This is a genomic window from Agromyces excoecariae (genome assembly GCF_051715505.1).
In the GTDB taxonomy this organism is placed as follows: Bacteria; Actinomycetota; Actinomycetes; order Actinomycetales; family Microbacteriaceae; genus Agromyces.
The window spans coordinates 124,080-147,441 of sequence record NZ_JBPSLA010000016.1 but is presented as its reverse complement, the minus strand read 5'-3'; the positions used below and the strand labels follow the sequence as shown (position 1 = coordinate 147,441).

General features: G+C 72.0%; 23 protein-coding genes. 2 read left to right on the top strand and 21 right to left on the bottom strand.

Annotated features, from left to right (window positions below; translation table 11 throughout):
* Positions 1 to 75: 75 nt before the first annotated feature.
* From ACSJD1_RS16515 to ACSJD1_RS16480, 8 genes are all read right to left on the bottom strand, one after another.
* Positions 76 to 891, bottom strand: a complete 816-nt coding sequence (locus tag ACSJD1_RS16515; RefSeq protein ID WP_438856376.1) for an SseB family protein — start codon at positions 889 to 891, stop codon at positions 76 to 78.
* Positions 875 to 1,621, bottom strand: a complete 747-nt coding sequence (priA, locus tag ACSJD1_RS16510; protein ID WP_438856375.1) for a bifunctional 1-(5-phosphoribosyl)-5-((5-phosphoribosylamino)methylideneamino)imidazole-4-carboxamide isomerase/phosphoribosylanthranilate isomerase PriA — start codon at positions 1,619 to 1,621, stop codon at positions 875 to 877. The genes ACSJD1_RS16515 and priA overlap by 17 nt, the downstream gene beginning before the upstream one ends.
* Positions 1,622 to 1,734: 113 nt before the next feature.
* Positions 1,735 to 2,418 (bottom strand): imidazole glycerol phosphate synthase subunit HisH, encoded by a 684-nt coding sequence (hisH, locus tag ACSJD1_RS16505; RefSeq protein ID WP_438856374.1) that lies wholly within the window; start codon positions 2,416 to 2,418, stop codon positions 1,735 to 1,737.
* A complete protein-coding gene (gene hisB, locus ACSJD1_RS16500) occupies positions 2,370 to 2,984 on the bottom strand; it encodes an imidazoleglycerol-phosphate dehydratase HisB (protein ID WP_438856373.1) in 615 nt (204 codons plus the stop codon). Before hisB ends, hisH begins: the two co-directional genes overlap by 49 nt.
* 44 nt (positions 2,985 to 3,028) lie before the next feature.
* A complete protein-coding gene (locus ACSJD1_RS16495; RefSeq protein ID WP_438856372.1) occupies positions 3,029 to 4,123 on the bottom strand; it encodes a histidinol-phosphate transaminase in 1,095 nt (364 codons plus the stop codon).
* Positions 4,124 to 4,158: 35 nt separating this feature from the next.
* A complete protein-coding gene (locus ACSJD1_RS16490; protein WP_438856371.1) occupies positions 4,159 to 5,466 on the bottom strand; it encodes a Fic family protein in 1,308 nt (435 codons plus the stop codon).
* Positions 5,467 to 5,695: 229 nt separating this feature from the next.
* Complete coding sequence (locus ACSJD1_RS16485; RefSeq protein WP_438856370.1) at positions 5,696 to 6,076, bottom strand: hypothetical protein; 381 nt, start codon at positions 6,074 to 6,076, stop codon at positions 5,696 to 5,698.
* Positions 6,077 to 6,295: 219 nt separating this feature from the next.
* Complete coding sequence (locus tag ACSJD1_RS16480; RefSeq protein ID WP_438856369.1) at positions 6,296 to 6,676, bottom strand: LysM peptidoglycan-binding domain-containing protein; 381 nt, start codon at positions 6,674 to 6,676, stop codon at positions 6,296 to 6,298.
* A 271-nt stretch (positions 6,677 to 6,947) separates the two neighbouring features.
* Between ACSJD1_RS16480 and lexA the strand changes: the two genes are divergently transcribed.
* On the top strand, positions 6,948 to 7,622 hold the full coding sequence (lexA, locus tag ACSJD1_RS16475; RefSeq protein ID WP_438856405.1) for a transcriptional repressor LexA: 675 nt from the start codon (positions 6,948 to 6,950) through the stop codon (positions 7,620 to 7,622).
* Between the two features lie 187 nt (positions 7,623 to 7,809).
* On the opposite strand, the gene metE is transcribed toward lexA, so the two are convergent.
* From metE to hflX, 3 genes are all read right to left on the bottom strand, one after another.
* Positions 7,810 to 10,149 (bottom strand): 5-methyltetrahydropteroyltriglutamate--homocysteine S-methyltransferase, encoded by a 2,340-nt coding sequence (metE, locus tag ACSJD1_RS16470; RefSeq protein WP_438856368.1) that lies wholly within the window; start codon positions 10,147 to 10,149, stop codon positions 7,810 to 7,812.
* The gene (locus tag ACSJD1_RS16465; RefSeq protein WP_438856367.1) at positions 10,146 to 11,138 is read right to left on the bottom strand and encodes a methylenetetrahydrofolate reductase; all 993 of its coding nucleotides are present in this window, start codon (positions 11,136 to 11,138) and stop codon (positions 10,146 to 10,148) included. The genes metE and ACSJD1_RS16465 overlap by 4 nt, the downstream gene beginning before the upstream one ends.
* A 292-nt stretch (positions 11,139 to 11,430) precedes the next feature.
* Positions 11,431 to 12,957 (bottom strand): GTPase HflX, encoded by a 1,527-nt coding sequence (gene hflX / locus ACSJD1_RS16460; RefSeq protein ID WP_438856366.1) that lies wholly within the window; start codon positions 12,955 to 12,957, stop codon positions 11,431 to 11,433.
* Between the two features lie 43 nt (positions 12,958 to 13,000).
* Between hflX and ACSJD1_RS16455 the strand changes: the two genes are divergently transcribed.
* Positions 13,001 to 13,612, top strand: a complete 612-nt coding sequence (locus ACSJD1_RS16455) for a class I SAM-dependent methyltransferase (protein WP_438856365.1) — start codon at positions 13,001 to 13,003, stop codon at positions 13,610 to 13,612.
* 28 nt (positions 13,613 to 13,640) lie between these two features.
* Here ACSJD1_RS16455 and dapF read toward each other — a convergent pair whose 3' ends face one another.
* The 10 genes from dapF to ACSJD1_RS16405 form a co-directional block, all read right to left on the bottom strand.
* Positions 13,641 to 14,522, bottom strand: coding sequence for a diaminopimelate epimerase (gene dapF / locus ACSJD1_RS16450; RefSeq protein ID WP_438856364.1), 882 nt, complete (start codon positions 14,520 to 14,522; stop codon positions 13,641 to 13,643).
* Between the two features lie 28 nt (positions 14,523 to 14,550).
* A complete protein-coding gene (gene miaA, locus ACSJD1_RS16445; protein WP_438856363.1) occupies positions 14,551 to 15,471 on the bottom strand; it encodes a tRNA (adenosine(37)-N6)-dimethylallyltransferase MiaA in 921 nt (306 codons plus the stop codon).
* 1 nt (position 15,472) lies between these two features.
* Positions 15,473 to 17,080 (bottom strand): tRNA (N6-isopentenyl adenosine(37)-C2)-methylthiotransferase MiaB, encoded by a 1,608-nt coding sequence (miaB, locus tag ACSJD1_RS16440; RefSeq protein WP_438856362.1) that lies wholly within the window; start codon positions 17,078 to 17,080, stop codon positions 15,473 to 15,475.
* A gap of 22 nt (positions 17,081 to 17,102) precedes the next feature.
* Positions 17,103 to 17,873: a regulatory protein RecX gene (locus tag ACSJD1_RS16435; RefSeq protein WP_438856361.1), complete on the bottom strand. Its 771-nt coding sequence runs from the start codon at positions 17,871 to 17,873 to the stop codon at positions 17,103 to 17,105.
* 13 nt (positions 17,874 to 17,886) lie between these two features.
* A complete protein-coding gene (recA, locus tag ACSJD1_RS16430; RefSeq protein WP_438856360.1) occupies positions 17,887 to 18,954 on the bottom strand; it encodes a recombinase RecA in 1,068 nt (355 codons plus the stop codon).
* Positions 18,955 to 19,233: 279 nt separating this feature from the next.
* Positions 19,234 to 19,470 (bottom strand): DUF3046 domain-containing protein, encoded by a 237-nt coding sequence (locus ACSJD1_RS16425; protein WP_438856359.1) that lies wholly within the window; start codon positions 19,468 to 19,470, stop codon positions 19,234 to 19,236.
* 62 nt (positions 19,471 to 19,532) lie between these two features.
* A complete protein-coding gene (locus tag ACSJD1_RS16420) occupies positions 19,533 to 19,847 on the bottom strand; it encodes a helix-turn-helix domain-containing protein (RefSeq protein WP_438856358.1) in 315 nt (104 codons plus the stop codon).
* 146 nt (positions 19,848 to 19,993) lie between these two features.
* Positions 19,994 to 21,583 carry a tripartite tricarboxylate transporter permease gene (locus ACSJD1_RS16415; RefSeq protein ID WP_438856357.1) on the bottom strand — a complete coding sequence of 530 codons (1,590 nt, stop codon included), beginning with the start codon at positions 21,581 to 21,583 and terminating at the stop codon, positions 19,994 to 19,996.
* Positions 21,576 to 22,169 (bottom strand): tripartite tricarboxylate transporter TctB family protein, encoded by a 594-nt coding sequence (locus ACSJD1_RS16410; protein ID WP_438856356.1) that lies wholly within the window; start codon positions 22,167 to 22,169, stop codon positions 21,576 to 21,578. Before ACSJD1_RS16410 ends, ACSJD1_RS16415 begins: the two co-directional genes overlap by 8 nt.
* On the bottom strand, positions 22,166 to 23,233 hold the full coding sequence (locus tag ACSJD1_RS16405) for a Bug family tripartite tricarboxylate transporter substrate binding protein (RefSeq protein WP_438856355.1): 1,068 nt from the start codon (positions 23,231 to 23,233) through the stop codon (positions 22,166 to 22,168). The genes ACSJD1_RS16410 and ACSJD1_RS16405 overlap by 4 nt, the downstream gene beginning before the upstream one ends.
* Positions 23,234 to 23,362 lie beyond the last annotated feature (129 nt).

The following is a 23,362-nucleotide window of genomic DNA, read 5'->3' as shown; positions in this document are numbered from 1 at the left end:
CCTGCTCCCCGACGCGGGCAGGGTCAACGCTCCGACCCCGGCACGCACGGGTCGAATCGCGTCGGGCGCGAGATGTCAGGCGCCGGTGGCGTCGCCTTCGCGGCTCGTGCCGGGCGCCTCGCCAGACACGAGTTTCACCGCCAGCGAATCGACCCCCGTGGCGATGGCGTCGTCGGCCGCCCACCGCCGGGCGAGGCGCGCGGTCGTCGCGTCGAGCTCGGTCCGTGTGAGGCCGGCCACGAGGCGCAGCCGGACGACGAGTTCCGGTCCGCGCAGCCGCGCATCCGGATCACCGGCGACGAGCTCGACGCCGAGCACCGCGAGTTCGCCCCCGATCGAGCGTTCGAACGCGTCGCGCACCATCGCCGACTCGGCGGGCGGATGCCACGGCTGCTGCTGCGCGACCGCCCACACCGCGGGACGGCGCAGTACGAACTCCGTCGCCGAACCGGGGTCGAGCACGACCAGTTCGGTGCCGTCGTCGGCGGCGGCGAGCGCCACGCGCACGCCGTCGGCGGGCACGGGCCGTGCGGTCGGGTTCCACCTGGCCATCGCCTCGACCGAGCCGAACACGGGAAGCACCCGTCGTCCGTCCGGCCCCCCGACGGTCACGATCGACAGCTCCTGGCTCTTGTCGACGGCGTGCCCGTGCGCGCCGACCTCGGTGCCGCCGTCGCCGAGTTCGGCGAGCAGCGGGATCAGCAGGCGAGCGGCGCCGAATGCGGCGACGACGTCGGCCTGCCCGCCGTCACCGGAGCGGAAGCGCGCGAGTGCCGTGCCGAGGCCGTCCGGCATCCGCCCGTCGTCGGACGCATGCGGGTTCGACTGGAACGATCGGCCCGCCCACGGGCGCCCGGCGGAGTCCGCTGCGGGGTCAGTGGGATGCGACATCCAGCGCCTCGGGCAGCGTGAACGCGCCCGCGTAGAGGGCCTTGCCGATGATGGCGCCCTCGAGGCCCTGCGGCACGAGCTGGCGCAGCGCCGCGATGTCGTCGAGGCTCGACACCCCGCCCGACGCGATGACGGGGCGGCGGGTGCGCTCCATGATCCGGGCGAGCAGGTCGATGTTCGGCCCCTGCAGCGTGCCGTCCTTCGTGACGTCGGTCACGACGTACCGGGCCGCACCGGCGTCCTCGAGGCGGTCCATGACCTGCCAGAGGTCGCCGCCGTCCTTGGTCCAGCCTCGGGCGGCGAGCGTCGTGCCGCGCACGTCGAGTCCGATCGCGACCGCCTCGCCGTACTGCGCGATGACGGATGCCGCCCACTCGGGGTTCTCGAGGGCGGCCGTGCCGAGGTTGATGCGCTTCGCGCCGATCTCGAGGGCGTTCTCGAGCGACCGGTCGTCGCGGATGCCGCCCGAGAGCTCGACGTTGACGCCACGGACCTGGCGGATCACCTTCTTCAGGATCCCGGCGTTGGACCCGCGCCCGAAGGCGGCGTCGAGGTCCACGAGGTGGATCCACTCCGCGCCCTGGTCGGCCCAGTCGGCGGCCGCGTCGACCGGGTCGCCGTAGTTCGTCTCGGTTCCCGCCTCGCCCTGCGTCAGGCGAACCGCCTTGCCTCCCGCCACGTCGACGGCCGGAAGCAGCACCAGGCGGGGGGTCTTGCTGAACTCACTCATCACTGTCCTCGAATCGGATGCCGCGGAACGCGCGGCCTCGGCACAGTCACAGCATCCTAGTCCGGGCCGGAACGCCGTGACGCATCGAAGGTCTCGCAGGGTCTCGCCCGGGCTCAGCCGAGCGAGGCGATCCAGTTGGAGAGCAGGCGGATGCCGGCATCCGACGACTTCTCCGGGTGGAACTGGGTCGCCGACAGCGGGCCGTTCTCGACGGCGGCGAGGAAGGGCCCACCGTGCTCGGACCAGGTCAGCTTCGGCTGCGGGAAGGGCGGGATGACGTCGAGGTTCCACGCCTGGGCCCCGTAGGAGTGCACGAAGTAGAAGCGCTCGTCTTCGAGGCCCTCGAACAGCACCGATCCCTTGTCGGGTCGGACGGTGTTCCAGCCCATGTGCGGGAGGACGTCGCTCGGCAGCTCGGTCACGACGCCCGGCCACTCGCCGAGGCCCTCGGTGTCGACGCCGCGCTCGACACCGTGCTCGAACATGACCTGCATGCCGACGCAGATGCCGAGCACGGGCCGACCGCCCGCGAGGCGTCGGTCGATGAGCTCGTCGCCGCGCACGGAGCGCAGTCCGTCCATGACGGCCGCGAACGCGCCGACGCCCGGCACGACGAGGCCGTCGGCCTCCATGACCGCCCGGCGGTCGGCCGTGAGGTCGACCTCGGCGCCGGCGCGCTCGAGCGCCTTCACGGCCGAGTGGACGTTGCCGGAGCCGTAGTCGAGGACGGCGATGCGCCGCGTGGCGGTCACAGGGCGCCCTTGGTCGACGGGATGCCGGCCACGAGCGGGTCCCATGCCTTCGCCTGACGGAACGCCCGCGCGAACGCCTTGAACTCGGCCTCGGCGATGTGGTGGGGATCCCGTCCGCCGAGCACGTTCACGTGCACGGTGAGCGCCGCGTTGAAGGCGATGGCCTCGAACACGTGCCGCACCATCGAACCGGTGAAGTGGCCGCCGATCAGGTGGAACTCGAATCCGGCGGGCTCGCCCGTGTGGACGAGGTACGGCCGACCGGAGATGTCGACCACGGCCTGCGCGAGCGCCTCGTCGAGCGGGACGAGCGCGTCGCCGTACCGTGAGATGCCGCGCTTGTCGCCGAGCGCCTGGCGGATCGCGGTGCCGAGCACGATCCCGACGTCTTCGACGGTGTGGTGCACGTCGATCTCGATGTCGCCCTTCGCGCGAACGGTGAGGTCGGTGAGCGAGTGCTTCGCGAAGGCCGTGAGCAGGTGGTCGTAGAACGGCACGCTCGTCTCGATGTCGCTCGTGCCGGTGCCGTCGAGGTCGATGGAGAGGTCGATGCTCGACTCGCTGGTCTCGCGCTGCACGCGCGCGGTGCGCGCGGGGCGGTCGGTGCTCATGGGGTCATCCTATTCGGGGAGGTCGGGAGGGATTCCGGGCTGGATCAGGCGTTCGCGGCGTCCGACGGCGCGAACGAGGCCATCGCCTCGAGGAAGGCGGTCGTCTCGGCCTCGGTGCCCGCGGTCACCCGCAGGCATCCCGGCAGACCGATCTCGCGGATCAGGATGCCCCGCTCGAGCAGCGCCTCGAAGATCGCGTGCGGGTCGTCGACGCCGCCGAAGAGCACGAAGTTCGACCCGCTCCGGTACGGCCGGAAGCCGAGCGCGGCGAGCTCCCGCGTGATGCGGTCGCGCTGGGCGCGGATCTCGTCGACCATCGCGAGCATCTCACCGGAGTGCGCGAGCGCGCCGAGCGCCGCAGCCTGCGTGAGCGCGGACAGGTGGTACGGGAGCCGCACGAGCCGCAACGCGTCGACGACGGCGGGATCCGCTGCGAGGTACCCGACGCGCGCGCCGGCGAAGGCGAACGCCTTGCTCATGGTGCGCGAGACGAGGAGCCGGGGCCGCCCGTCGAGCAGCGTCAGGGCGCTCGGGGTGCCCGGGTCGGCGAACTCCTGGTAGGCCTCGTCGACGACGACGACGCCCCGTGCGGCATCGGCGACTGCGGCGATGGTCTCGAGCGCCAGCGGCGTTCCCGTCGGGTTGTTGGGCGAGCACAGCAGCACGATGTCAGGATCGTGTCGTTCGATGGCGGCGACCGCGGTCTCGGGCGAGAGCTCGAAGTCGGCGTCGCGTTCGGCGGCGATCCACTCCGTGCCCGTGCCCGACGAGAGCAGGCCGTACATCGAGTACGTCGGGCCGAAGCCGAGCGCCGTCCGGCCGGGGCCGCCGAAGGCCTGGAGGATGTGCTGCAGCACCTCGTTGGAACCGTTCGCAGCCCAGAGCTGCTCGGGCACGAGCCCGTGGCCGAGGTAGTCGGCCAGTGCCGCCCGCAGCTGCGTGAACTCGCGGTCCGGGTACCGGTTCAGGCCGATGATCGCCGCGGCCACGCGGGCGACGATGTCGTGCGCGACATCCTCGGGGATCGGATGCGTGTTCTCGTTGACGTTCAGTGCGACCGGCACGTGCTTCTGCGGGGCGCCGTACGGGGACTTCCCGCGAAGGTCGTCGCGGATGGGCAGGTCGTCGAGACTCGTCACCGATCAATGCTATCGGCGGGGCATGGAGCGGGCGGTCAGCCCCTGCGGCGCAGCACGCCGACCCGGCCGACCGCGGGCGCCGGCGGAGCGAACCCAGGTCGGACGTGTCCGGTGTCCCCTGCTCCGACGCGGTTGCTGCGTTCGTTCAGGCTCACCAGGGCCAGGTGCCGGTCGGCGGTCCAGCAGATCAGCTTCCCCTTCTGGTCCTTCGTGCGACCGAGGATGCCGGCATCGGCGAGCTGGGTGAGCGCGCGATGGGCGGCCGCCGTCGACACGGCGTGCTGCGCGGCGACCTTCTCGATGGTCAGGACCGGGTCGTTGGCCAGCCCGTCGAGGATCTTCAGCACCACGGCATCGCTCCGCGGCGTGGCGGGCGTGATGCCCTGTGACGCGCGGAATCGGACCAGGTCCTCGCGCACCTCGTCGTCGAGGGCGGCGAGGTCCGCGGCGAACCTGACGGCGTTGCCCGCTGCCAGCTCGGCGGCTTCGGCGAAGCCGATGATCCACTCGTCGAGCCGCGACGGGATCCGGCGGTATGCGGTGAGGCCCGCGATGTAGCGATCCTTGTCGCCGGCGAACACCGTGCTGATGGGGATGAGGGTGTTGCGGAGTGCGTCGGCTCGGCGGAGCACGGTGTGGATCAGTGCCCTGCCCGTGCGGCCGTTGCCGTCGATGAAGGGGTGGATCGTCTCGAACTGCGCATGCGCGATCGCCGCGCGCACGACGGGATTGCCAGAGGTCGCCGTGACGAAGCGCGCGAGGTCGTCGACGAGGCGGCGGACCTCGGTCTCGGGGGGCGGAACGAAGTCTGCACGGAGCGGACTCCAGCCCGGCCCGCCGACCCAGTTCTGCTCGGTGCGCAGCCCCGGTTCGAGGCGGGGCTCGATGAGGTGCTGCAGGCGCTCGATATCGGCGGTCGTAACCTCGGGGGCGCGCTCGCGGTCGCCCAGCTCGGCGATCGCCTCTTCGGTGGCTCGGACATTCGCCACGACGTCGAGCGCCACGCGGGCGTCGACCCCGCCGGTTGCACGGTGGTCGAGGAGCTCGGCGATGGCGAGCTTCTTCGGGCTGATGCGGTTCCCCTCGATCCAGGACGAAGAGATGCTCTCGGAACGGATCAGCAGGTGGTTCAGGTATCCCCCGCGGTCGCCGATGCGCTCATCGGCGCGAGCGAGCACGGCCAGCGAGTCCTCCGCGGCCTGGTGCGCCTCCCGCCCGATCGGAGGAAGGTCTTCCCCGAGTTCATCGGGGACGAAGGCCTCGTATCGGCCCGGAGCACGGTCCCTCCGCCCGAGGTGCGAAGCGTCGTGTGGGTTCCAGAGCAGATCGACGTAGTGGGCCATGGGCCAGCTCCTAACGTCGACGGAGGTCGAGTAATCTTTACTTTATGCCACTTAAAGGTGATATTGCGGATCCGGGCTCCCCTGCCTCGTGGCATGCGGCGGCGGTTGTCGTCAGTTTGTGCGGGTGCGACGGGCTTCACACCCGCCGATCGTGACGACACCCCCGAATGGCGACCGCGACGCGACCGCCGGTCGTTGTCGGTTCCGGCGGAGTGGGACCGTCCGCTGATCAGTCGCCGGCCGATGACTTCGGCGCGAGTGCGGACAGCATGCTCGTCAGCGAACCGATCTCGACGGTACGCGGATCCGAAGTGAAGTCGTGCTCGGTGCGGAGGTCGTAGTAGGCGTGCAGCACTGTGCTCTCGATCACCTCGTCGATTCGAGAGTGCCGTACCGCCTCCTGGAGGCTGACCTTCGCGACGTCCGCCTCGAGGTCGTCGGCGGCGATGTCGACGAAACCGACCGAGAGGATCTCGCGGGAGTCGTCGACGGAGACGGCGTTGAACACGCGAGCCGGGACGCCGAAGCCCTTGTCGGCCTCCCACGCGCTGATGAAGTCGTCGAAGGTCGCGCCGTCGCGCAGGCGGCGACGAAAGATCGCGATGATCACGGCCCCGACAGTACCGCGGACGTTGATCCGCGCACCATTCCCGGTCGACCACCGGGCCCTTCGGCGCGCGCGCTCAGATCAGGCGCCGGTCGGTTCGGGTTGGCCTCGTCGTTGCAGCAACCCCGCCCGCAGCGGGCCGCGGGCACGCTCGCGCGCGACGAGTCGATCACGAGCATTTCGTCGAGCCCGGCCACGATGCCGCGAGGCTCAGACGCGCTCTCAGTCGACCGCGGGAAGCACGAGCTCCTGGCCCGGCTGCACCACGGCGTCGCGCAGGCCATTCAGCCGCATGATCTCGTAGATGACCTCGCGGGGGTCGGCGTGCGGCGCGATCGACTCGGCGATGCCCCACAACGAGTCGCCCGCACCGACGACCACGGTCTCGAACGTGGTGGTGGCGCGGCCGTCATCGATGCCCGCGATGGCGCCTCCCGAGGAGAGCGTTCCGACCAGCACACCCGCGACGATCGGCACGGTGGCGAGGGCCGTCAGCACGACGCGGCCACGACGCGTCAATCGGAGTCGCGTGCGCGCGGCGGGCCCCACGAAGTCGGGCATGGCCGGCGCTGCGCCGACGGGTCCGATCACCACTGCACTCATTCCGCACCTCCCGGGGCTCCAGCCCCGCATCCGACCCTCGGCCGGGAGGGCCGGATGCGAAGCTGTGTTCCGAATATATCTTCGAACGTTCGACGCTGCAAGCACCGGAGGGTGGGATTTCCGGGCCCGATTCCGCGACACACTCGAACGGATGTTTGTCGCGTGCGTGCGAGGCGGATACAGTTTCGAATGTCCGACGACAGTCGAACATCGACCACCGACATCCGGGCCGACGCGGTCCCGACGAGAGGCGAGGCACGTGAGCATCGACATCGACCAGGCACGCGGCGCGAGCGGCCGGTCGCGTCGGCGCAAGACGCTGAGCCCGAAGCAGCTCGCGATCCTCGAGGTCATCCGAGGCTCGGTCGCCGATCGGGGCTACCCACCGAGCATGCGCGAGATCGGCGACGCCGTCGGCCTCTCCTCGCTCTCGAGCGTCACGCACCAGCTGAACCAGCTCGAGCTCGCCGGCTACCTGCGGCGCGACCCGAATCGCCCCCGCGCACTCGAGATCCTCATCGACGTGCCCGGGACCGAGCGCAGCCCGGCCGCCGAGCCCGCCCCGGTCGGCGACGCGGCCATGGTGCCGCTCGTCGGCCGCATCGCCGCCGGCGTCCCGATCACCGCCGAGCAGCAGATCGAGGAGGTCTTCCCCCTCCCGCGCCAGCTGGTCGGCAAGGGCGAGCTGTTCATCCTGAAGGTCGTCGGCGACTCGATGATCGACGCCGCGATCTGCGACGGCGACTGGGTCGTCGTGCGTTCGCAGCGCACGGCTGAGAACGGCGAGATCGTCGCGGCCATGCTCGACGGCGAGGCGACCGTCAAGGTCTTCCGCCAGCGCGACGGCCACACGTGGCTGCTCCCCCGCAACTCGGCGTTCGAGCCGATCCTCGGCGACGAGTCCGAGGTGCTCGGCAAGGTCGTCGCGGTCCTGCGCACCGTCTAGGCCGGTTCACCCGCTCGGCACCTCCACCGGCAGCGCCACCGACGACGAGGGGCGGGGGGCGGGGGGGGGGCCCCCGGCCGCCGCCCCCCCCAGCGGGGGGGCGGCCGGGGGCCCCGGCCCCCCCCCCCCCCGGGGGGGGGGGGTGGCGGGGGGCCCCCCCCGCGCCACCCGCCCCTCGATCCTGGCGTCAGGCCGTCGCCACGGCCACGTCCTCGCGCACCGAGCGCGTCGCCTCCACGATGTTCGCCAGCGACGCGACCGTCTCGTCGTAGCCGCGGGTCTTCAGGCCGCAGTCGGGGTTCACCCAGAGCCGTCCGGCTGGCACGCCGTCGACCGCGCGCTCGAGGAGCGAGCGCACCTCCTCGACGCTGGGCACGCGCGGCGAGTGGATGTCGTAGACGCCCGGGCCCACGCCGTGGTCGAAGCCGCTCGCGGCGAGGTCGCCGACGACCTCCATGCGGCTGCGCGCCGCCTCGATCGAGGTCACGTCGGCGTCGAGCTCGCGGATCGCGTCGATCACGACGCCGAACTCCGAGTAGCAGAGGTGCGTGTGCACCTGCGTGGCCGGCGCAGCGCCGCCCGTGGCGAGCCGGAACGAGCCGACCGACCAGTCGAGGTACGCCGGCTGGTCCGCGAGCTTCAGCGGAAGGAGCTCGCGGAGCGCGGGCTCGTCGACCTGGATGACGCGGATGCCCGCCCCCTCGAGGTCGCCGATCTCGTCGCGGAGCGCGAGCGCGACCTGCCGGGCGGTGTCGCCGAGCGGCTGGTCATCACGCACGAACGACCACGCGAGGATCGTGACCGGGCCCGTGAGCATGCCCTTGACGGGCTTCTCCGAGAGCGACTGCGCGAAGGTCGACCACTCGACCGTCATCGGTGCCGGGCGCGAGACGTCGCCCCAGAGGATCGACGGACGCGTGCAGCGCGAACCGTACGACTGCACCCAGCCGTGCTGCGTCACCGCGAAGCCGTCGAGCAGCTCGGCGAAGTACTGCACCATGTCGTTGCGCTCGGGCTCGCCGTGCACGAGGACGTCGAGGCCGAGGTCCTCCTGCAGGCGGATGACCCGGGCGATCTCCTCGCGCATGAGCTCGCGGTACGCGGCATCCGTCAGCTCGCCCTTGACGAGCCGAGCGCGGGCGCGGCGGATGTCGGCGGTCTGCGGGAACGACCCGATGGTCGTGGTGGGCAGCGCCGGCAGCGCGAGGTCCTCCTGCGCGGCGACGCGGTCGTCGTACGCGGCACGCGCGAACGCGCTCGCGTCGAGCGCGGCGAGGCGCTCGCGCACGGCGGGCACGCGAACGCCCGGCGCCGCGGCCCGGTCGGCGAGGGCGGCGGATGCCGCGTCGAGATCGGCCGCGATGGCCTCGCGCCCCTCGGCGAGGCCGCGCGCGAGCGTCGCGACCTGTGCGACCTTCTGGTCGGCGAAGGCGAGCCAGCTCACGAGGCGCGCATCGAGCGCGGTCTCCTCGTCGACGTCGTGCGGGACGTGCAGGAGCGACGTCGACGTCGACACGGCGACCGAACCAGAGAGCGAACGGACCGCCTCGGCGCGGGCGAACGCGTGCGCGAGGTCGCCGCGCCAGATGTTGTGGCCGTCGACGACGCCCGCGACGAGCGTCTTCGCGGCGAGCGCCTCCTCGGTCACGGGGTCGAGCTGCCCGGGCAGGTCGCCGCGGACGAGGTCGAGCCCGATCGCCTCGACCGGGGTCGCCGCGAGCGCCGGCAGCGCGTCGGCCAGGTCGCCGTAGGGCGCGGCGACGAGGATCGCCGGGCGGGCCTCCGCCGCTCCCAGCTCCTCGTACGCCTCCGCGACGGCCTCGAGCACGCGCTCGCGCGGCTCGTCGAGGCTCTCGCTGACGAGGCCGGGCTCGTCGAGCTGCACCCATTCGACGCCGGCTGCGGCGAGCTCGGCGAGGAGGGCGCGATAGACCGACATCAGGTCGGCGAGGCGGTCGAGCGGACGGAAGCCCTCGGGCGCGCCATCCGCCGGCTTCGCCAGCAGCAGGAACGTGACCGGGCCGACGAGCACGGGGCGCGTCACGAAGCCGGCCTCGCGCGCCTCGCGGACCTGGGCGACCAGCGCGTCGGCGTGCGGCGCGAACGCGGTGTCGGCACCGATCTCGGGCACGAGGTAGTGGTAGTTCGAGTCGAACCACTTGGTCATCTCGAGCGGCGCGTCGGCACCCTCGCCGCGGGCGACCGTGAAGTACCCCGCGAGGTCGAGTCGGCCGTCGGCGTCGAGCAGGCGCTCGAAGCGCGCCGGAACCGCGCCCACCGCGACGGCGGCATCGAGCACCTGGTCGTAGTACGAGAACGACTCGGGAATCGCCGAGCCGGCGCGTTCGAGTCCGAGCTCGGCGAGTCGCTCGCGCGTCGCCGCGCGGAGGCCGGCCGCGGTGCGCTCGAGCTCGGCGGCGTCGATCCGGCCGGCCCAGAACGCCTCGACGGCGTGCTTGAGCTCCCTGCGGCGCCCGATGCGCGGGTAGCCGAGGATCGTTCCGGTGGGGAAGGCGGGTGCGGTCATCGTTCTCTCGTGTTCCTCTCGGTGCCCGCATGGGCGGGGGCGGTGGCGAGGCCGAGCCGGTCGAGCACGGCGAGCACGGCCTCGTGGCGGTTGAAGGTGTACAGGTGGAGCCCGGGGGCGTCGCCCGCGAGCACGTCGGCGGCCAGGTTCGCGGCGTACGCCACGCCGAGCTCGAACTGCGCCTCGGCATCGGGCTCGATCTCGAGGTCGATCGCGAGTTCGGCCGGCGCCGGGACGCCCGTGAGCTGCTCGAGACGCGCGAGCCGGGCGGGCGTCGTCACGGGCATGATGCCCGGCAGGATCGGGATGGTCACGCCGCCCGCGCGGGCGCGCTGCACGAACGTCAGGTAGTCGTCGGCGTGCCAGAAGAGCTGCGTGATCGCGAGGTTGGCGCCCGCGACCTCCTTCGCGAGCAGCACGTCGACGTCCTGGTTCGACCCGCGCGAACGCGGGTGGCCGGTCGGAAAGGCCGCGACGGCGACGCGCTCCGGGCGGGGGCGCTCCCGGATGGCGGTGACCCCCGGCATCCCCGGGATGCGCGACTGCCCGAAGGGCTCGCGCTCCTCCTGCACCCGGTGGATCAGCTGCACGAGTTCGGCGGCGCTGTGCAGGTCGCCGATCGCGTCCTCGGCGTCGACCGCTCCCGCGGGCGGGTCGCCGCGGAGCGCCAGGAAGCTGGTGACGCCCGCGTCGAGGAACTCGCGCACGAGGCGGTTCGCCTCCGCGTGGCTCGAGCCGACGCACGTCAGGTGCGCCATCGGCTCGACGCGCGTGTGCTCGAGCATGTACCGGAGCACCGTGAGCGAGCGGTCGCGGCTCGACCCGCCGGCGCCGAACGTCACGGAGATGAACGCGGGGTCGGCCTCGGCGAGGCGGTCGATGGTGCGGCCGAGCGCGATCGCCGCGGCGTCGGTGCGCGGCGGGAACAGCTCGAACGAGATCGGCACGCGCGGCCGGGCGGCGGCGCCGTCGGGCTCGGTTCCGGTCATGTCGCTCCAGGTGGCGAGCAGTTCCGGGGAGGTCGGATGCACGGCACGCCGCGCCCGACCGGCCGGAACGGCAGGTGGGTCTCGCGGGCGGATGCCGGGCTCGGCGGTCGCTCCAGGCGGGCGGCATCCGGCCGCTCGCCACGATCAGGTGCGACGATACGCCGGGTCGGGGGCATCCGCTCCCGGTGTTACGACGAGTGACTCGGTGGCGTTCCGCCGGGCGCCGTGCGGCGGTGCGGCGCCGGGTGACGCAGGCCGGTGCGGCGCTGCGGCGCCGGTCGCGCGGCGGCCCTTACGCGAGCGCCGCCGCGCGGAACTCCTCGAGCTGCGCGGCCTGCTCGGGCGATGCGAGCGCGCGGATGCGCGTGCCGTCCTCGACGTAGTCGGTCGAGAGCACGCGCCCGCCCTCGTGCAGCGCCGAGATGACGTCACCTCGGTCGTACGGCACGAGCAGGTCGACCTCGACGGCCGGGTCGGGCAGCATGCGCCCGATCGCGGCGAGCACCTCGGCGACGCCCTCGCCCGTGCGCGCGGAGGCGAACACCGCGTTCGGCTCGAGGCCCTGCAGGACGAGGCGGTCCTCCGGGGTGACGAGGTCGGCCTTGTTGAAGACGACCAGCTCGGGGATGTCGCGCGCGCCCACTTCGCCGATGACGTCGCGCACGGTCGCGATCTGCTGGGCGGGGTCGGGGTGCGCGGCGTCGACGACGTGCACGATCAGGTCGGCGTCGCCGACCTCCTCGAGCGTCGATCGGAATGCCTCGACGAGCTGGTGCGGGAGGTTCCGGACGAACCCGACGGTGTCGGCGATCGTGTAGACCCGGCCGTCGGCCGTGGTGTTGCGGCGCACGGTCGCATCGAGCGTGGCGAAGAGCGCGTTCTCGACCAGCACGCCCGCGCCCGTGATGCGGTTCAGCAGGCTCGACTTGCCCGCGTTCGTGTAGCCCGCGATCGCGACCGACGGCACGGCGTTGCGCTTGCGGTTCGCGCGCTTGGCGTCGCGAGCGGGCTTCATGCCGGCGATCTGACGGCGGAGCTTCGCCATGCGCGTGTGGATACGACGACGATCCAGCTCGATCTTCGTCTCACCGGGACCACGGGAGCCCATGCCCGCGCCGGCGCCGCCGACCTGGCCACCGGCCTGGCGCGACATCGACTCGCCCCAGCCGCGCAGTCGCGGGAGCAGGTACTCGAGCTGAGCGAGTTCGACCTGCGCCTTGCCCTCGCGGCTCTTCGCGTGCTGGCTGAAGATGTCGAGGATCACGGCGGTGCGGTCGATGACCTTCACCTTGACCGCGTCCTCGAGCGCGCGACGCTGGCTCGGCGCGAGCTCGGTGTCGGCGACGACGGTGTCCGCGCCGAGCGCGGCGACGACGTGCCGGAGTTCCTCGGTCTTGCCGCGGCCGAGGTACGTGCTGGGGTCGGGGTGCGGGCGCCGCTGCAGCACGCCGTCGAGCACACGGGCGCCCGCCGTCTCGGCGAGTGCCGCGAGTTCGCGGAGCGAGTTCTCGGCGTCCTCCAGCGAGCCCTGCGGGTACACGCCGATGAGCACGACGTTCTCGAGTCGCAACTGCCGGTACTCGACCTCGGTGACGTCCTCGAGTTCGGTCGAGAGGCCGCCCACGCGACGCAGCGCGGCGCGTGCCTCGCGGTCGTACTGCTCGCCGTCGAAGCCGTCATCGGCGCCGTCCGCGAGGCCGGCGCGCTGGATCGACGAGGCGTCGGACGCCCCGAAGCGGGACACGCCCGCCCTGGTGTCGGCGCTGCGCAGCACGCGCTCGACCGCGTCGTCGTGGGTCTCGGGTGCCGCGTCGTTCATCCTGTCCAGCCTACTTCCGTTCGCCTGCGATAGGTTTCCCCGTATGCCGCAGGAGCACTACTTCTCGTCCAAGCCCGCCGATCGCGCGGCGCTCCGGACCGTTCCGGTGCGGCTCGCCGGCCGCGAGGTCGAGGTGCAGACCGCGGGCGGCGTCTTCAGTCCGGACCACGTCGACCTCGGCACGCGGGTGCTGCTCGACGAGGTCCCCGCCGCCCCCGCCGAGGGTCACCTGCTCGACCTGGGCGCCGGATGGGGTCCGATCGCGCTCACCCTCGGACTCGGGTCCCCCGCGGCGACGGTGTGGGCGGTCGACGTGAACGAGCGTGCGCTCGATCTCGTCCGCCGCAATGCGCAGCGACTCGGCCTCGAGAACGTCAACGCCGCGATGCCCGACGATGTTCCCGATGACGTGCGGTTCGGCGTGATCTGGTCGAATCCGCCGATCCGCATCGGCAAGGCCGAATTGCATGCCCTGCTCCTTCGCTGGCTTCCCCGGCTCGAGGTGGGCGCGAGCGCGTGGCTCGTCGTGCAGAAGAACCTCGGCGCCGACTCGCTGCAGCGCTGGCTCGACGAGCAGTTCGCCGGCGGATGGACGGTGGAGCGGGCGGGCACGTCGAAGGGATTCCGCGTCCTGACGGTGACGCGCGACGCCTGAACCCGTCAGGCCAGGACGCCTGAACCCGTCAGGCCAGGGCGAGCACCCCGTCGAAGACGAGCTCGCCCGGACCGGAGAGCAGCACGTGCTCTCCGTCGGGCTGCGACTCCATGCGCACGCCGAGCGCTCCGCCGGGCACCTGCACGACCCACGTGTCCGGTGCCTGCTCTCCCGCCCAGTACCGCACGGCGAGCGCCGCCGCGACCGCGCCCGTACCGCACGAGAGCGTCTCCCCCGACCCGCGCTCGTGCACGCGCATGCGGATCCGCCCCCGCCCGTTCTCGACGAGCGGCTCGGCCGGCACGACGAACTCGACGTTCGCCCCGGCCTGCGGCTGCGGGTCGAGCATCGGCAGGTAGGCCAGGTCGAGGCCGTCCAACTCGTCGTCGTCGGCGAGGGCCACCACGACGTGGGGGTTGCCGACGTCGATGCCGAGACCCGGGCGGGCGACGGGCAGGTTCTTCGCGCGCACCAGCGGTTCGCCGCCATCGAGTCTCCAGGCACCGAGGTCGGCCTCGAAGCCCGCTCCGGTGACGCGCACCCGGCGCACGCCCGCGCGAGTACCGATCGCGATCCACTCGTCGCCATCGGGTGCGATGTGCCCCTGGTCGATGAGGTAGCGCACGTACACCCGGATGCCGTTGCCGCACATCTCCGACAGGCTGCCGTCGGCGTTCCAGTAGTCCATGAACCACGTCGCCTGCGGGTCCTCCGCGAGCGCGCCGGCACCGTCGGCCAGACGCTCCGAGCGGACGGCCCGGATCACGCCGTCGGCGCCGACGCCGAACCGCCGATCGCAGACGGCCGCGATCTGCGTGGGCGAGAGCTCGTGCTCGCCCTCGGGATCGCTGTACAGCACGAAGTCGTTGCCCGTGCCCTGGCCCTTGGTGAAGCGCAGATCGAACGCCATCGCACCAGTCTAGGGAGCGCGGAACGCCTCAGACGCCGCTCGCCTGCCGTGCCACCTCGGCGGCGAACGCGGCCGGGTCGCCGGCATCGACGACGGATGCCGCGGAGTACCGCTTGAACCAACCGACCTGCCGTCGGGCGTAGGTCCGGGTCAGCGCCTGCGTCTCCGCGATCGCGTCGGCCTCGGCCATCCGCCCCTGGAGTTGCGCCAGCGCCTGGGCGTAGCCGATCGCCTTGCGCGCGGTCACGCCACGCTCGAGGCCGAGCGGAATGAGGCCGCGCACCTCGTCGATGAGCCCGCTCGCCCACATGCCGGCGGCGCGGGCATCGAGCCGCGCGACGAGGTCGGCGCGGTCGGCGCGCAGGTGCACGATCCGGTGCGGGCGCCACGGCACGGGCTCATCGGGCAGCCGAGCGGCCTTCGGTTCGCCGGTGAGTTCGATGACCTCGAGGGCGCGGACGATCCGCCGACCGTTCTGCGGGTCCACGCTCGCGGCGGTCTCGGCGTCGAGGTCGCGCAGGCGGCGGTGCATGAGACCCGGCCCGACCTCCTCGAGCTCGGCTTCGAGGCGCGCCCGGATCGCGGCGTCCGTGCCGGGGAAGCGCAGGTCGTGGATGACGCTCGAGACGTAGAGCCCGGAGCCTCCCGTGAGGAGGGCGACACCGCCGCGAGCCGCGATGTCGTCGACGACGGCCCGGGCCTCGGCCTGGTAGGCGGCCACGGATGCCTCGTCGGTGACGTCGAGCACGTCGAGGAGGTGGTGCGGCACGCCCTCGCGTTCGTCGAGCGGGAGCTTGGCGGTGCCGATGTCCATGCCGCGGTACAGCTGCATGGCGTCGGCGTTGACGACCTCGGCGATGCCGCCGCGCCCGGAGATCGCGTGCGCGAGGTCGAGCGCGAAGCGCGACTTGCCGGTGCCCGTGGCGCCGACGACCGCGATCAGCGTCACGTCAGCGCTGGCCGTCGGCGGGGTCGTAGATCGGCATGGTGCCGACGCCCGGGCTCGTGAGCGGTTCGCCGCCGACGCGCAGCGAGGGCAGGCCGAGCGAGACGCGTCCGCCGGCCGATGCCGTCGTGCCGGACGCGGCCGGCACGCCGCAGCTCTCGGCCTGCGCACGATCCCAGGCGTCGCCGGCCCGCGTGCGACGGATGCGCAGCGGTGCACCGTCGATCGAGTCGGCGAGCAGGTGGAACGGCGCGGCCTGCGTGATCTCGACGGAGACCACATCGCCGGGTCGGGGCAGGTCGGAGCCGGCGGGCACCTCGAAGTGGACGAGGCGGCTGTCTTCGGCGCGACCGCTCAGGCGGTGCGTCTCGGCGTCCTTCTTGCCCTCGCCCGTGGAGACGAGCACCTCGACGGCGGTACCGACGAGCTTCTGGTTCTCCTCCCACGAGATGCGCTCCTGGAGGGCGATGAGTCGCTCGTAGCGCTCCTGCACCACCTCCTTGGGCACCTGCTGCTCCATGGTGGACGCAGGGGTACCCGGGCGGATGGAGTACTGGAAGGTGAACGCGGACGCGAAGCGGGCGGCCGCGACGACGCGGAGCGTCTCCTGGAAGTCCTCCTCGGTCTCGCCCGGGAATCCGACGATGATGTCGGTCGAGATCGCAGCGTTCGGGATCTTCACGCGGACGCGGTCGAGGATGCCGAGGAACTTCTCGGACCGGTACGACCGCCGCATGGCCTTCAGGATGCGGTCGGAACCCGACTGCAACGGCATGTGCAGCTGGGGCATGACGTTCGGCGTCTCGGCCATCGCGTCGATCACGTCGTCGGTGAACGCGGCCGGGTGCGGGCTCGTGAAGCGGACGCGCTCGAGACCGTCGATGCCGCCGGCGGCACGCAGGAGCTTGCCGAACGCCTGACGGTCGCCGAACTCGACGCCGTAGGAGTTGACGTTCTGCCCGAGGAGGGTCACCTCGACGGCGCCGTCGTCGACGAGCGCCTGGACCTCGGCGAGGATGTCGCCCGGCCGGCGGTCCTTCTCCTTGCCGCGGAGCGCCGGCACGATGCAGAACGTGCACGTGTTGTTGCAGCCGACCGAGATCGACACCCAGCCGGAGTGGGTCGAGTCGCGCTTGGTCGGCAGCGTCGAGGGGAACACCTCGAGCGAGTCCAGGATCTCGAGCTGCGCCTCGTCGTTGTGTCGCGCACGCTCGAGCAGGCTCGGCAACGACCCCATGTTGTGCGTGCCGAACACGACGTCGACCCACGGCGCCTTCTCGAGGATGACGTTCTTGTCCTTCTGGGCGAGGCAGCCGCCGACCGCGATCTGCATGCCCGCGTGGCGGCGCTTCACGCCGGCGAGGTGGCCGAGGTTGCCGTAGAGCTTGTTGTCGGCGTTCTCGCGGACGGCGCACGTGTTGATCACGACGATGTCGGGCTCGGCGCCGTCGGCCGGGACGTAGCCGGCCGCCTCGAGCGAGCCGCTGAGGCGCTCGGAGTCGTGCACGTTCATCTGGCACCCGAAGGTGCGGACCTCGTACGTGCGGGGCGCGGCCGTCTCGGCGGCGACGGGCTCCGCGGCCGCGGGCATCGCCTCGTGAATGGTGCTCATGATCGCACCAGTCTACGATCCGTCACTCGGCGTCGTCGCCGTCGAGCGCGGCGGCCACCGCCCGGCGTACGAGCTCGCTCCCGTACCCGCGCCGCATGAGGAATGCCGACAGGCGACGCTCGGCGACGTGCCGATCGAGTCCGGCCAGCTGACGTGCGCGGCGCTCGGCGATCAGGAGCGCGTGCTCGAACTCGACGTCGGGATCGAGCGTGTCGACCGCTTCGCGTGCGAGCTCGTCGTCGATTCCCCGGCGACCGAGCTCGTGCAGGAGTGCGCCGCTCCCCCGGCCGCGACGCACGCCGTGGCTGTGCACCAGCTGCTCGGCGAGCCGACGGTCGTCGAGGTACCCGAGCCGGGCGTAGCGCTCGATCCACTCCTCGACCTCGACCTCGTCGAGGCCGTGCTCGACGAGCGTCGCGCGGACCTCGGACACGGACAGCGACGAGCGACGCAGCCGGGAGACGATGAGCCGGTCGATGCGATCGTCGCGTTCCGGGCCGGTCTCGGGCTCATCCGATTCCGGCAACGGGACGCGCCCGGCGGCGGGGCCGCGGAAGCCCGCGCTGCGCCGCTGCGAGAACGGTCGCGCGCCATCCGACGGCGCGGCCTCCGACCGCGCCGTCCCTGGCCGCGCGCGGTCGCGATGGCGCTGGATGACGGGCGCCGACGACGACTCCGCCGCATCCGACGCGATGCCCTCCCCACCGCGGGTGGCGCCGTCGGATTCCTCCGACGGTGCCACCCACGGCAGGTACGTGACCGGGGCGAGTCGCTCGTTCCGCTGATCGGTCATCGGTACCGCCGACTCAGGCGCCCTTGCGCTTCGTCGCGATCGACTCGACGTTGGACGGCGCCGCGGCGGCCGGTGCACCGCCGGCCTGCCCGATGCCGAGCTTCGAGAGGATCTTCTTCTCGATGTCGGCGGCGATGTCGGGGTTCTGGAGGAGGAAGTTGCGGGCGTTCTCCTTGCCCTGGCCGAGCTGGTCGCCGTCGTACGTGTACCAGGCGCCGGACTTCTTCACGATGCCCTGGTCGACGCCGTAGTCGATGAGGCTGCCCTCGCGGGAGATGCCCACGCCGTAGAGGATGTCGAACTCGGCCTGCTTGAAGGGCGGGGCCATCTTGTTCTTCACGACCTTCACGCGCGTGCGGTTGCCGACCGCATCGGACCCGTCCTTCAGCGTCTCGATGCGACGGATGTCGAGCCGCACCGACGCGTAGAACTTCAGCGCCTTGCCGCCCGCCGTGGTCTCGGGGCTGCCGAAGAACACGCCGATCTTCTCGCGGAGCTGGTTGATGAAGATGGCCGTCGTCTTGGTCTGGTTGAGGCCACCGGTGAGCTTGCGCAGCGCCTGCGACATGAGTCGGGCCTGCAGACCCACGTGCGAATCGCCCATCTCACCCTCGATCTCGGCACGCGGCACGAGCGCGGCCACGGAGTCGATGACGACGAGGTCGATCGAACCCGAACGGATCAGCATGTCGGCGATCTCGAGCGCCTGCTCACCCGTGTCGGGCTGCGAGACGAGCAGCGAGTCGATGTCGACGCCGAGCTTCTTCGCGTAGTCGGGGTCGAGCGCGTGCTCGGCGTCGATGAAGGCGGCGATGCCGCCCGCACGCTGCACGTTGGCGATCGCGTGGAGCGTGAGCGTCGTCTTGCCCGACGACTCGGGGCCGTAGATCTCGATGATGCGCCCGCGCGGCAGCCCGCCGACGCCGAGCGCGACGTCGAGTGCGATGGAACCGGTGGGGATGATCTCGACCGGCGCGCGCTCTTCGCTACCGAGGCGCATCACCGACCCCTTGCCGAACTGGCGGTCGATCTGGGCGAGTGCGGTCTCGAGGGCCTTCTCGCGGTCTGCGGGTGATGGCATCGGTGCTCCTTGTGATGGTGGCGGCTGCCTCTAGGCTGTCGTTCCGCGTGCCAGGCCGTGACCCGGCACGTCTCGCGACAAGGCGTTTGCGGTGTGTTCCGACGCCTCCGACCGTATGGCCGGCCACCGACATCCGTCGCCCGAAGGCCCCGGCTGTGGATGGACGCGTCATCCCTCCTGCTGTTGAGGAGCCTAACGCAGCATCCGAACGGATGTTCGATGCGCGCGCCGGCGTGTCGAACGCGTCTTCGGGCAGGTGGGTCGACGGAGTGCGCCGCCCTATCGAGCCGGCCGCTCCCCCGGCTCGGGGCGGCCGACGCCGTGGCGGCGCTCCTCCGGGACATCCGTCGCCGCGCACAACGCGAACCACACGTCGCGCGGCGCGAGGCCCGCGGCGAGCGCCTCGCGCGCGGTGCGATTGCCGAGCTCGACGAGCACGAGGTCGTTCACGACGACGTCCCCGTAGCCGGGTCCGAACTCCTGCTCGACCGCCAACCCGAACTCGCTTCGCTTCACTTCGCCTCCGGAACGTGCGAACGGCCGGTCACGAGGACCGGCCGTTCGAGTGGATCTGTGGATCAGCGGACCATCATGTCCGCGTCGAACTCCGCCACCAGCTCGTCGGGGAGGCTGTCGGGCACCGCCGGGGCGTTGAGCCCCTCGAGCACCGCGATGCGGTCGCCGACCTCGTGCATGATCACGGAGATGGGAGTGTCGAGCGCGTCTGCGACGGACGCGAGGATCTCGCTCGAGGCCTCCTTCTGGCCGCGCTCCACCTCGCTGAGGTAGCCGAGCGCGACGCTCGCCTTGCTGGCGACCTGGCGGAGGGTCCGGCCCTTCTGCAGGCGGAAGTCCCTCAGCACGTCGCCGATCTCCTGTCGAACCAGAACCATCGGAACCTCCCTCGTCTCACCATGCGACCCCGACCGGGGCCGGTGCGGGGAGGTCAGTCTAGCGCCTCTTCCCGTTCACCGAGCGTACCCGTGGTCACTGGTGTTTTGCTCTGAACCCGACACCTGTAACAGGGTGTTCACGTGGACTATTCCCGGTCGCGCCCGGCCGCGTCGGCGGGGGCATCGACTGCGTCGACCGCAGCGATCGCGCCCGTCGGCACGAGCGCCGGCGACGCCTCGAGCCGTGCCTTCCGCCGTTTCAGCCAGACGCCCGTCACGACGATCGCCGCGAGCGTCGCGTAGGCGGCGATCGCGAACGGGCTGTGCACGAGGTACGCGAGGTCGCCCTGGCTGATCGCCATCGACTTGCGCAGCTGCTCCTCGGCCATCGGACCGAGGATGCCGCCGACGACCATCGGCGCGACCGGGTACCCGTAGCGGCGCATCAGGAAGCCGACGATGCCGACGACCAGCAGCGTGAGCGTGTCGAACACGTTGAAGTGCAGTGCGTACGCGCCGAGCCCGGCGAACGCGAGGATGCCCGCATAGAGGTACGGCCGCGGGATCCGCAGCACCTTCACCCACATGCCCACGAGCGGCAGGTTGAGCACCAGCAGCAGCACGTTGCCGATGTAGAGGCTCGCGATGAGCGCCCACACGAGCCCGGACTGGGTCTCGAAGAGCAGCGGCCCGGGTCGGATGCCGTACGACTGGAACGCCGAGATGATGATCGCGGCGGTCGCCGTGGTCGGCAGGCCGAGGGTGAGCAGGGGAACCAGGACGCCCGCCGCGGCCGCGTTGTTCGCCGACTCGGGCCCGGCCACGCCCTCGATCGCGCCGCGACCGAACTGGGCGCGGGCCGGCCCCTTCGCCAGCCGGCGCTCTGTGGCGTACGACAGGAAGGTCGCGACATCCGCCCCGCCCGCCGGGATGGTGCCGATCGGGAAGCCGATCGCCGTACCACGCAGCCAGGGCTTCCACGAGCGGCGGAGGTCGTCGCGCGTCAGCCAGCTGCGCCATCCGCGGTCCACCGGGATGATCCGGACCGGACCGTGGCTGAGGCGCGACGCGACGTAGAGCGTCTCGCCGAGGGCGAAGAGGCCGACCGCGATGAGCACCACGTCGATGCCGTCGGCGAGGCTGGGAACGCCGAGCGTGTAGCGCTGCTGCCCCGAGAGCACCTCGGTGCCCACGAGTCCGAGCAGCAGGCCGAGTCCGAGCGAGACCAGGCCCCGCGGGATGCTCGACCCGAGCAGCGCGCCGACGGTGAGGAAGGCGACGACGATGAGGGCGAAGTAGTCGGCCGGGCCGAGCTGGACGGCGAGCTTCGCGATGCCCGGGGCGAGGAAGGTCAGCAGGACGGTCGCGATGGTGCCGGCGACGAAGGACCCGATCGCCGCCGTCGCGAGGGCCGCCGCGCCCCGGCCGGCCTTCGCCATCCGGTTGCCCTCGAGCGCCGTGACGATCGAGGCCGACTCGCCGGGCGTGTTCAGCAGGATCGAGGTCGTCGACCCGCCGTACATGCCGCCGTAGTAGATGCCCGCGAACAGGATGAGCGCGCCGGTCGGATCGAGCGTGTACGTGAGGGGCAGCAGCAGGGCGACCGTCATGGCCGGACCGATGCCGGGCAGGACGCCGACGGCCGTGCCGATGAACACGCCGAAGAGCGCGATGAGGAGGTACTGGGGCTGCAGCGCGGTGGCGAAGCCCTCCAGCAGTGCGGTGAGGTTATCCATGGAAGATCGGAATCCAGTCGAGGAGCGGACCTGCGGGCAGGGACAGCCCGAGCCAGGTGCCGAAGACGAGTTGCGTGGCGAGTCCGAGGCCGAGCCCGACGAGGAGCGCCGTCCACCAGCGCGTCGCGCCGAGCACGATCGCCGCGCCGCCGAACACCACCGCGACGGCGATCGGCCAGCCCGCCCATTCGATGAGCAGGAGCTGCGACAGGAAGATCGCGACGAGCTTCGCGACGGTGAGCCAGTCGGTCGGGGCGTCCGGGTCGACGTCCTCGCCGTCGTCGGGCACGCCGCGGCGCCCGCGAGCCACCTGCACGATGACGGCGACGGATGCCACGAGGAGCAGGACCCCGACGGCGTACGGGAAGGCCCGGGGCCCGAGCACGCTCGCCGAGCCCGGCGGCACCCGGATGAACCCGGCGCCGACGATGGCGTAGGCGCCGAGTGCGGCGCTCACGGCGGCGAACGCGTACTCCCCCGCGAGCCCTCGGCCGGCGCGCCCGGTACGACCGGGGCGAGCCCGGGCGGGATCGGGGGTTCCCCCCGGCGCGACGGCGCCGAGGGGAACCGGGGTGGACTCGGTCACGGGGCGACCAGGCCGATCGTCTGGAGCGTCTGCGTCACCTCGGCGATGTTCCCGTCGAGGAACTGCGTGAACTCGTCGCCGGTGAGGAACGCGTCGGCCCAGCCCTTCTCCTCGAGCGTGGCGGTCCACGCGTCGGAGTCGTGCAGGTCGGTCACGAGCGCCTGGAGCGCCTCGACGTCGGCCTCGTCGAGACCGCCCGGTGCGATGAGCCCGCGCCAGTTCGTGAGGGTCACGTCGTAGCCCTCCTCGACGAGCGTCGGGGTGTCGGGCAGCAGGTCGACCGGTTCGGCCGACGAGACCGCGAGTGCGCGGAGTTCCCCCGCCGCGATCTGCTCGGCGAACTCGCCGACGCCCGAGATGCCGGCCTGCACCGTGTTGCCGAGCAGCATCGTCACCGCCTCGCCGCCGCCGGAGTTCGGGATGTAGTTGAGCGTCGTCGGGATGTCGGCCGGGTCGACGCCCGCCTCGGTGAGGAGCATGCCCGCGAGGATGTGGTCGGCCCCGCCCGCGGACCCGCCGGTCACGGAGATCGCCGCGCCCTCGTCCACGATCGCGTCGACGAGCTCGTCGGCGGTCTCGTACGGTGAGGCCGCAGGCACGACGAGGACGAGCGCCTCCTCGGTGAGCTTCGCGATCGGCGTCATGTCCTCGATCCGCACGGGCGACGCGTTCGTCTCGACCGCGCCGACCATCACGAGTCCCGTGACCATGAGCGTCGCCGGGTCCTTCTCGTTGGCGAGCGCCGCGAGGCCGACCGTGCCGCCCGCGCCGCCGATGTTCTGGACCGGCGCCGAGCCGACGAGGTCCTCCTCGGTCAGGACCTGCGCCAAGGCGCGGGCCGTCTGGTCCCAGCCGCCGCCCGGGTCCGCCGGGGCGATGAGGTTGACCGAGTCGACGGATGCCGCGGCATCCGCCCCGTCACCGCCCGCGGCAGCGGTGCTCGCGCTGCATCCGGCGAGCCCGACCAGTGCGGTCAGGCCGAGGCCCGTGAGCGCCGCGCGCGCCCCAGCGGTACGGATCCGGTGAGAGGTGGCCGAGGGGGTCGGCCGGCTGTGTGATCGCAATGCTCCTCCTTGAGTGCCCGACGCCGTCGCCGGGCCGACGATCGTCGGTGCCGATGACGGTAGGGCGGCGGCGCGACCGGGCGGAACGTTGCGGTCGTACGGGTCGTACTGGTCGTTGCGGTCGATTCG